The sequence below is a fragment of the Citrobacter sp. Cpo109 genome (assembly GCF_030332565.1).
GTDB lineage: Bacteria > Pseudomonadota > Gammaproteobacteria > Enterobacterales > Enterobacteriaceae > Citrobacter > Citrobacter portucalensis.
On sequence record NZ_JAOWHQ010000022.1, the window covers coordinates 40,781 to 48,614 of the forward strand.

The window sequence follows — 7,834 nt, forward strand, 5'->3', positions numbered from 1 at the left end:
CTTTGGCAGGTTTAGTTTTCCGAAGGAAGCTCGCAAAATAGTATGCGAAGAGGACAATGTCTTAGCGGTATGACTGTTCACTTTTCCACAGCGCCTGCGCCAGCTCTCCCCGAGTAAAAGGCTTACGCAATAGCGCCACATCCGGCAACGCCGGGTTATGCGCCGGACGTAAATCCTGACCGCTTATCAGCAGGATGGACAACTGCGGATAATGTGCCTGGGCATGGTTAACCACATCCACGCCGCTTAAACCACCTGGCAGCATTAAGTCGCTAATAAAAATATCAATCTCGGATGAAGCCGCCAGCATATGCATCGCCTGTTCCCCGTTTGCGGCCTCTAACGTCAGGTAGCCCAGCAGGTGTAATTGCTCGCACAACGTCTGGCGTACATCGTCCTCATCCTCGAGCACCAACACCAGTTTTTCACCGCTGTTCGCCGCATGTACCGCTACCGCTTCCACTTGAGCCTGCACCGGCACAACGGCACGAGGCAGTTGCAGCCTGACCGTCGTTCCCTGCCCGGGAGCGCTTTCAATCTCCACCCGGCCACCGGACTGGCGCACAAAACCGTAGACCATCGACAGCCCCAGTCCGCTGCCGCTACCGGTCTGTTTGGTGGTGAAAAACGGCTCGAAGACCTGGGCTTTCACCTCCTGTGACATCCCGCTTCCCTGGTCGGCAACCTCCAGCATCACCATATCCTGCTTGCGCCCATCGCTGCGCGTGACCCGCTGATTCCAGGTACGGATTTTAATCGTGCCCGCCTGCCCGTCCATGGCGTCACGGGCGTTCATCACCAGATTGATAATGGCGTTTTCCAGTTGGCTGACGTCAATCCACGCGGGCCAGGCGGGAGACTGGGCTTCAATCTCCAGCGTCAACGTGGCCGGAAGAGAGTGGCGCATCAGTTCGCCCAGATTTTCCAGCAGCGTTTTCAGCTCCACCGCATGAGGGTGCAACGACTGTTTGCGCGAAAAGGCCAGCAGTCGCTGGGTAAGCAGCGCCCCGCGCTCGGCGGCTTTTAGCGCCCGATTGACCCGTGGCGCATCGGGCGACTCCGGATTCACCAGATCCAGACTGCCAATAATAACCGCCAGCAGGTTATTGAAATCATGTGCTAATCCACCCGTCAGTTGCCCCACCGCCTTCAGCTTTTGGCTGTGCAACAGCGCTTCTTCCAGCCCCTGACGCTCGGTGCGATCGATTTCCATCTGACTGGTTTTTTCTTTTAGCAGTCGGGTGGTGTGCTCCAGCGACGCCGTATTCCGGGCAAAGACGCTAAAGGCGCGGGCCAGCTCGCCTAACTCATCACGCCGCTGCAGGGCCGGGACGCTGACGTCTGATTCACCGTGCGCCAGCCGGGTCATCGCCCGTGAAATGGCCGTCAGGTTGGAGCCGAGATTACGGTAGATATACCACCCGGCAAAACCGGTGATCACCACCGCCAGCAGCGCAAACACTAAAATAAACAACGCGCCGGATTGCAGTTCCTGATGGCTTTGCGCCACCCGCTGCTCTGAGATCAGCGCCACCTGCGAGGCATACTGATTGATATCGCTGTTGAGGATCGCCACCAGCGCTTTGATATGAAACATATACCAGTTGATGGCCAAATCGCTCTGCTCCAGCGCGGAAGAGAGCGGCTCCAGCTTATGCAGCTCCTGGTTGAAGTCGTTGAGGATACCGCTAATCAGCGGACTAGCATGGCGCAAGGGAAGCGCAGGCATCACCGCATCCAGTTGTTTCACCACCGAACGCGGCGTGGGCGTGTCGATGGCGGCAACAATTAAGCGGTCCATCTGCCCCAGCAGCGCATCATCCTGCGCGCCGGTCAACTTTTGCAGATGACGTAAATAGCTTTGATTTTGATACAGCGAACTGAGCAACGCGTTACGCTCCAGGTGTCGCCGCTGCCCGCGCTGCAACATCCCTTCTACGCTGCTTTGTAGTTCATTACTGCGCTGGATAATACGCTCGACCAGCACCGGCTCTTGCTGCGCCAGCGGCGCGGTAGCCAGTTGTTCCAGCGACTGCTTCAGCGCCTTTTGCGTCTCCTGCAGCCGCTCCGCTTCCCCTTTGTATTCCAGCGCCCCGACCACCTGCGACAGCCGCACTGCCGCCGTCGCCACGTTCGCCGTATCGCGCGCCAGGTTCATGCTGCCGGTCATGTCGTCAACGGTTTGCTGCTGCACCTGCTCCTGAATCTGGCTTGCGTGCTGAAAACCCAGCACCGCCACGCCGCTCACCATCAGCGTGACCGCCACCACCAGCAGATTGAAGAACAGCAATCGTCCGCGCGCACTGGCGAAAAAGTGACGTCCCGGTTGCGGCATATCACGCTCCGTGAAGAAAAATCGCAATATGACAAATATGAACGGCTTCTGACATTTTGCATTTACATTCCTGTGATGGACTGCTGATATCGGCCACCCCACAGGAGATCCGCCATGAGCAGGACACCGGTTCTGGAGATGCGCAACATTGCTAAAGCGTTTGGCAAATTTTACGCGCTGAAAGGGGTCGATTTAACGGTCTGGCCGGGCGAGATTCATGCCCTGATGGGCGAGAATGGCGCGGGGAAGAGTACCCTGATGAAGATCCTCGCAGGGGCCTATACCGCCACCAGCGGTGAGATCCTGATTGACGGTCAGCCGTTCCACATTCGCGGGCCAAAAGACGCGCTTAGCGCAGGCATCACGCTGATTTATCAGGAGATGCAGCTCGCGCCAAACCTGACAGTGGCAGAAAATATCTTTCTTGGCAGCGAGCTGTCGCGCGGCGGTCTGGTCCAGCGTAAAGAGATGGTCATGCAGTCGCAGAAAGTTATCGACCGACTCGGCGCCCAGTTTAAGGCCAGCGACCGCGTGATGACGTTGACCATCGCCGAACAGCAGCAGGTGGAAATTGCCCGTGCCCTGCACCGTAAAAGCCGCATTCTGGTAATGGATGAACCCACCGCCGCCCTCTCCTCACGTGAAACCCACCGCCTGTTTGAACTGATCATGCGCCTGCGCGATGAGGGGATGGCGATTATCTACATCAGCCACCGCATGGCGGAAGTGTACGAACTCTCGGACCGCGTCAGCGTCCTGCGCGACGGACAATATGTTGGCAGCCTGACCCGCGACAAGCTCAACGCCTCGGAGCTGGTGCGCATGATGGTGGGTCGTCCGTTAAGCGATCTGTTCAACAAAGAGCGCGACATTCCCTTAGGTAAAGCACGCCTCAATGTTCATCACCTGACCGACGGCCATAAAGTCCAGCCGTGCAGCTTGCTGGTACGCTCCGGGGAGATCGTCGGCCTGGCCGGGTTAGTCGGTGCCGGGCGTTCTGAGCTGGCTCAGTTGATTTTTGGCGTTCGTAAAGCCATCGGCGGCATGATTGAAGTAGACGGTGAACCGGTAGTGATCCACTCCCCGCGCGAGGCGATTGACCACGGCATTGGCTTTCTGACGGAAAACCGCAAAGAGCAGGGATTATTTTTAGAGCTGGCAGCGGCAGAAAACATCACCATGGCAACGCTGGAGCGTGACGCCAACTGGGGCATGCTCGATCGCAAAAAGGCGCAGGCTATTTCCGATGACGCCATCAAGCTGCTCAACATCCGCGTGCCGCACGCACAGGTACGCGCGGGCGGGCTGTCTGGCGGAAATCAGCAAAAACTGCTGATTTCACGCTGGGTCGCGATCGGCCCACGTATTTTGATCCTCGATGAACCCACGCGCGGCGTGGATGTTGGCGCCAAAAGCGAGATCTACCGGATCATGAACGATATGGCGCGCAAAGGCGTAGCGATCCTGATGATCTCCAGCGAACTGCCGGAAGTCGTCGGCATGAGCGATCGCGTGTACGTCATGCGGGAAGGAAGCATTGCCGGCGAGCTGAACGGACAAAGTATTACCCAGGAAAATATTATGACGCTGGCTACCGGCGTGAACGACTCCCACCATCAGGCGGTGCCCCATGAATAATCCAACCCCTCCCCAGCAGGTGGTGAAATCCGCCTCCGCAAAAAAAATGCTGATGAGCGATCTGATGCAAACGGTCGGCATCTTACCGATTCTCATCCTGATTGTGGCGGTATTTGGCTTTATCGCGCCTAACTTTTTTACCGAAAGCAACCTGCTGAATATAACCCGTCAGGCGTCGATCAACATCGTGCTGGCGGCTGGCATGACCTTCATTATTTTGACCGGCGGGATCGACCTCTCGGTTGGCTCGATTCTCGGCACCACCGCCGTCGCAGCCATGGTCGTTTCTCTTATTCCTGAGCTTGCCATGCTGTCAATTCCGGCGGCGCTGATGCTCGGCCTGGTGCTGGGATTATTTAACGGCGCGCTGGTCGCTTTTGCCGGACTACCGCCGTTTATCGTCACGCTTGGAACCTATACGGCGCTGCGCGGCGCGGCCTATCTGCTGGCCGACGGTACAACGGTGATTAACTCCAATATCAGCTTTGAGTGGATCGGTAACAACTATCTCGGCCCGGTTCCGTGGCTGGTGGTCATTGCGCTGGCGGTGGTGGTGGTGTGCTGGTTCATTCTGCGCCGCACCACGCTCGGCGTTCATATCTACGCGGTCGGCGGCAATATGCAGGCCGCACGTTTAACCGGGATCAAAGTGTGGCTGGTGCTGCTGTTCGTCTACGGCATGAGCGGTTTGCTCTCAGGTCTTGGCGGGGTGATGAGCGCCTCGCGGCTGTATAGCGCCAACGGCAACTTAGGTATGGGTTACGAGCTGGACGCCATCGCGGCGGTGATCCTCGGCGGCACCAGCTTTGTTGGCGGGATCGGCACCATCACCGGCACGCTGGTGGGGGCGTTGATAATCGCCACGCTCAATAACGGCATGACGCTAATGGGCGTCTCCTATTTCTGGCAACTGGTGATCAAAGGGGCGGTGATCATCATAGCGGTGCTAATCGACAAATACCGTACCCGACACCATCAAAGTGCATAGACAAGCTTACTGGCCTGCTCATTCGTAGGCCTGATAAGCGCAGCGCCATCAGGCGTATAACAACAATACCCTACGTGAGGAAACGAGTATGCGTTTGAAGCCATTAGTGACCGCGCTCTGTGCTGGCGCCCTGCTTGCTGCAGCTCCGTTTGTGCAGGCAAAAGAACTGAAATCGATTGGCGTTACGGTGGGCGATCTGGCCAACCCGTTCTTCGTGCAGATCACCAAAGGCGCGGAGCTGGAAGCACGCAAGCTGGCAGGTGATAGCGTTAAAGTAACGCTGGTTTCCAGCGGTTACGATTTGGGGCAACAGGTGTCGCAGATCGACAACTTTATTGCCGCCAAAGTCGACATGATTATCCTTAACGCCGCCGACTCCAAGGGCATCGGCCCGGCGGTAAAACGCGCGAAAGACGCCGGGATCGTGGTGGTTGCCGTTGACGTGGCAGCGGAAGGCGCAGACGCGACCATTACCTCCGATAACACCCAGGCAGGTGAAATGGCCTGTAAATACATTACCGACCGCCTGAAAGGCAAAGGCAACGTCGTCATCATCAACGGGCCGCCGGTTTCCGCCGTCCAGAACCGCGTGGAAGGCTGCCAGACTGAGTTTAAACGCCACCCTGACATCAAGGTGCTGTCGCATAACCAAAACGCCAAAGGCAGTCGCGAAGGCGGGCTGGAGATCATGACCGCGCTGCTGGCGGCGAATCCGAAGATCGACGGCGTATTCGCCATTAACGATCCGACGGCGATCGGTGCCGATCTGGCGGCAAAACAGGCGCAGCGTAGCGAATTCTTTATTGTCGGCGTAGATGGATCCCCAGACGGTGAAGAAGCGCTGAAGCGCGAAAACTCACTATTTGTGGCGACTCCGGCACAAGATCCGCAGGTGATGGCTGCCAAAGCGGTCGAAATCGGCTATGACATATTGCAGGGGAAACCCGCCCCGAAAGAACCCGTGCTGATCCCGGTGACGATGATCGATAAAAACAACGTCGGCAGTTATAAGGGTTGGACGGTGAAATAAATCCTGAACCGACTAAGGCTCCTGCCACAAAGAGAGTCAAAGAAGCAAGAGCGCCCGTCAGGGCGCTTACCTCATAAAAACTGAGAGTAATAAATATCCATTTCCTCTTCTATATTATGACTCAGTATAAAAGAAAAAATCATAACCGCCGTGTAAATAACCAGAATACCAATAACCAAAGGTGCAAACGTATACCAGGGGTGACTTTGGAACAGTTCTAGTGGTACGAGACTTACAAATCCCATACACCATAAAATAATTGCGCACAATTTTATGACTCTCCAATAATCATGGAAATCCAGCTTATCAAGTGCAGGCCAGCATCCTGGATATTTAGCAGCTATTATGCCGGATTGAATAGTATCTGCGGATGTACTGGCGAATAACTGATGGCCTTGACCATATTTTGCAGCATCCGCAGCCAACGCTAATACAACCCAGCGCTGAACCTCTGTGCTTTGCCCAGTGACGGCCTCCAGTTCATATCGACTATCGGCCAAAATGCTCGTTTTTGCGTTTTCTATCCCACTAAACAATACGAATTTTGACTGCTTATCCAGTGAGTTGAACCATAGTTTTTTAATTTTACTAACATCAACTTGCTGTGCAGAAAGATATGTACTTACGATTTCATCAAGATAGTAAGGGGTACTGTCCATCATGCGTAATAAATATAAAGGTGTGTCTTTATCTTTAAGCAGTTGTGTATTGGTAAAAATAAAGGCATTAGCACTTTCAAAAAAATCAGCATTATTTTCATCATGCAATTCAACGGTAATAACCAGGTTATTTTCAGAAATATTTAAATCAACCCACTCATTTATTAAAAAATAATCAGGACATTTGTGAAGAATATTAATTTTTCCGACCTTATCTTTGGGGATGCTCAGACTTGCCAGCACCGCCTTGAAACTATTGCCGATAGTGTCATCCGCTCCCTTAACGTATAGCCAGGTAGTAAAAGGCCGATAATCCCTGACAAGAGAACATTTGAGGGGCTCTATCAACTGCCTTAGTACTTTATCAACTCTGGTGTCATCCATTGAGTCAACTTCAATATCAATGCGTAACGGCGTTGCAGAACCTGCTGGCGCTTCACCCTCTAATTTCTGAATTTTTAATGCCAGTTCAGGCACCGGGAGAATGGATGAATAGTCTAAAAGAGGCAATGCCCGTATTGCCCAGTTTTTCCACTGGTTCATACCATACTGCTCAAGATAACCCGCATAGTAACATGGAAAAGATATAACACCGTAAGTGATTACCACCACACACCAGATTGCTAACACTATTAGCGACGGGATACCTATTGCATTCCATATCAGATCATCAGGAACTTTCTTGTCCTGCAACCAGCTGAATATATTGTACGTTATAAAAAACAGAAAGATAGCACAGCTAATGATCAGCATAATATTAAGCGGGAATTTTTCTGGTTCTTCATAGGGATTCTTGTTTGGTATCTTCCATTTCCTCATTTGCTTGTCCCCGCCGTTGGTAGCGTGGTTTTAATTGCACAACCACATGCGGCCCTACAGCCATCCACAACGACGCCTTTGCCGTCCATTGTCCAGGTTGGCTCAAAATCAAGTATTGGGAAGGTACCTTTGTGCAGAATACAAACCACAGTATCCCCCTGTAAAGCGACAGGAATTCCCATAAACTTGCTACCAGAAGCTTTATTGACATATCCGCCATTTTCCAGCGGATCGTTTAGCCTGATTACACCTTTCATATTATTTCCCTGCATCCATATCGCAGTACATCCGGGTCCAGCCCTTATAGCCCACCACTTCCGGTTCTTTGTCCGGCAGGTTTTGATAGTTGGCCTTATAACCTTCCG

General features: G+C 53.7%; 6 protein-coding genes and 1 pseudogene. 3 read left to right on the plus strand and 4 right to left on the minus strand.

Annotation, left to right across the window (positions count from 1 at the left end; all coding sequences use genetic code 11):
* Positions 1–61: 61 nt before the first annotated feature.
* Positions 62–2,335, minus strand: a complete 2,274-nt coding sequence (locus tag OGY71_RS00505) for a hybrid sensor histidine kinase/response regulator (RefSeq protein WP_286612626.1) — start codon at positions 2,333–2,335, stop codon at positions 62–64.
* Between the two features lie 114 nt (positions 2,336–2,449).
* Here OGY71_RS00505 and OGY71_RS00510 point away from each other — a divergent pair, with 114 nt between their 5' ends.
* The 3 genes from OGY71_RS00510 to OGY71_RS00520 all read left to right on the plus strand — a co-directional run bounded on the left by OGY71_RS00510 (position 2,450) and on the right by OGY71_RS00520 (position 5,991).
* Positions 2,450–3,973: a sugar ABC transporter ATP-binding protein gene (locus tag OGY71_RS00510; protein ID WP_181509715.1), complete on the plus strand. Its 1,524-nt coding sequence runs from the start codon at positions 2,450–2,452 to the stop codon at positions 3,971–3,973.
* Positions 3,966–4,961, plus strand: a complete 996-nt coding sequence (locus OGY71_RS00515; RefSeq protein WP_286586894.1) for an ABC transporter permease subunit — start codon at positions 3,966–3,968, stop codon at positions 4,959–4,961. The genes OGY71_RS00510 and OGY71_RS00515 overlap by 8 nt, the downstream gene beginning before the upstream one ends.
* 88 nt (positions 4,962–5,049) lie before the next feature.
* Complete coding sequence (locus tag OGY71_RS00520) at positions 5,050–5,991, plus strand: ABC transporter substrate-binding protein (protein ID WP_003826688.1); 942 nt, start codon at positions 5,050–5,052, stop codon at positions 5,989–5,991.
* Between the two features lie 71 nt (positions 5,992–6,062).
* Here the strand turns inward: OGY71_RS00520 and OGY71_RS00525 are convergent, their stop codons facing one another.
* From OGY71_RS00525 to OGY71_RS23210, 3 genes and pseudogenes are all read right to left on the minus strand, one after another.
* The gene (locus tag OGY71_RS00525) at positions 6,063–7,469 is read right to left on the minus strand and encodes a KPHS_23130 family T6SS system protein (protein WP_267440985.1); all 1,407 of its coding nucleotides are present in this window, start codon (positions 7,467–7,469) and stop codon (positions 6,063–6,065) included.
* Positions 7,466–7,726 (minus strand): PAAR domain-containing protein, encoded by a 261-nt coding sequence (locus tag OGY71_RS00530; protein WP_003826683.1) that lies wholly within the window; start codon positions 7,724–7,726, stop codon positions 7,466–7,468. Before OGY71_RS00530 ends, OGY71_RS00525 begins: the two co-directional genes overlap by 4 nt.
* Position 7,727: 1 nt before the next feature.
* A pseudogene (locus OGY71_RS23210) lies at positions 7,728–7,834 on the minus strand (T6SS immunity protein Tli3 family protein); the annotation flags it as partial.

Coding starts and splice junctions, on each gene's coding strand:
- OGY71_RS00515 (WP_286586894.1), top strand. CDS start 3,966: ATGAATAATCCAACCCCTCCCCAGCAGGTGGTGAAATCCGCCTCCGCA.
- OGY71_RS00520 (WP_003826688.1), top strand. CDS start 5,050: ATGCGTTTGAAGCCATTAGTGACCGCGCTCTGTGCTGGCGCCCTGCTT.
- OGY71_RS00530 (WP_003826683.1), bottom strand. CDS start 7,726: ATGAAAGGTGTAATCAGGCTAAACGATCCGCTGGAAAATGGCGGATAT.
- OGY71_RS00505 (WP_286612626.1), bottom strand. CDS start 2,335: ATGCCGCAACCGGGACGTCACTTTTTCGCCAGTGCGCGCGGACGATTG.
- OGY71_RS00510 (WP_181509715.1), top strand. CDS start 2,450: ATGAGCAGGACACCGGTTCTGGAGATGCGCAACATTGCTAAAGCGTTT.
- OGY71_RS00525 (WP_267440985.1), bottom strand. CDS start 7,469: ATGAGGAAATGGAAGATACCAAACAAGAATCCCTATGAAGAACCAGAA.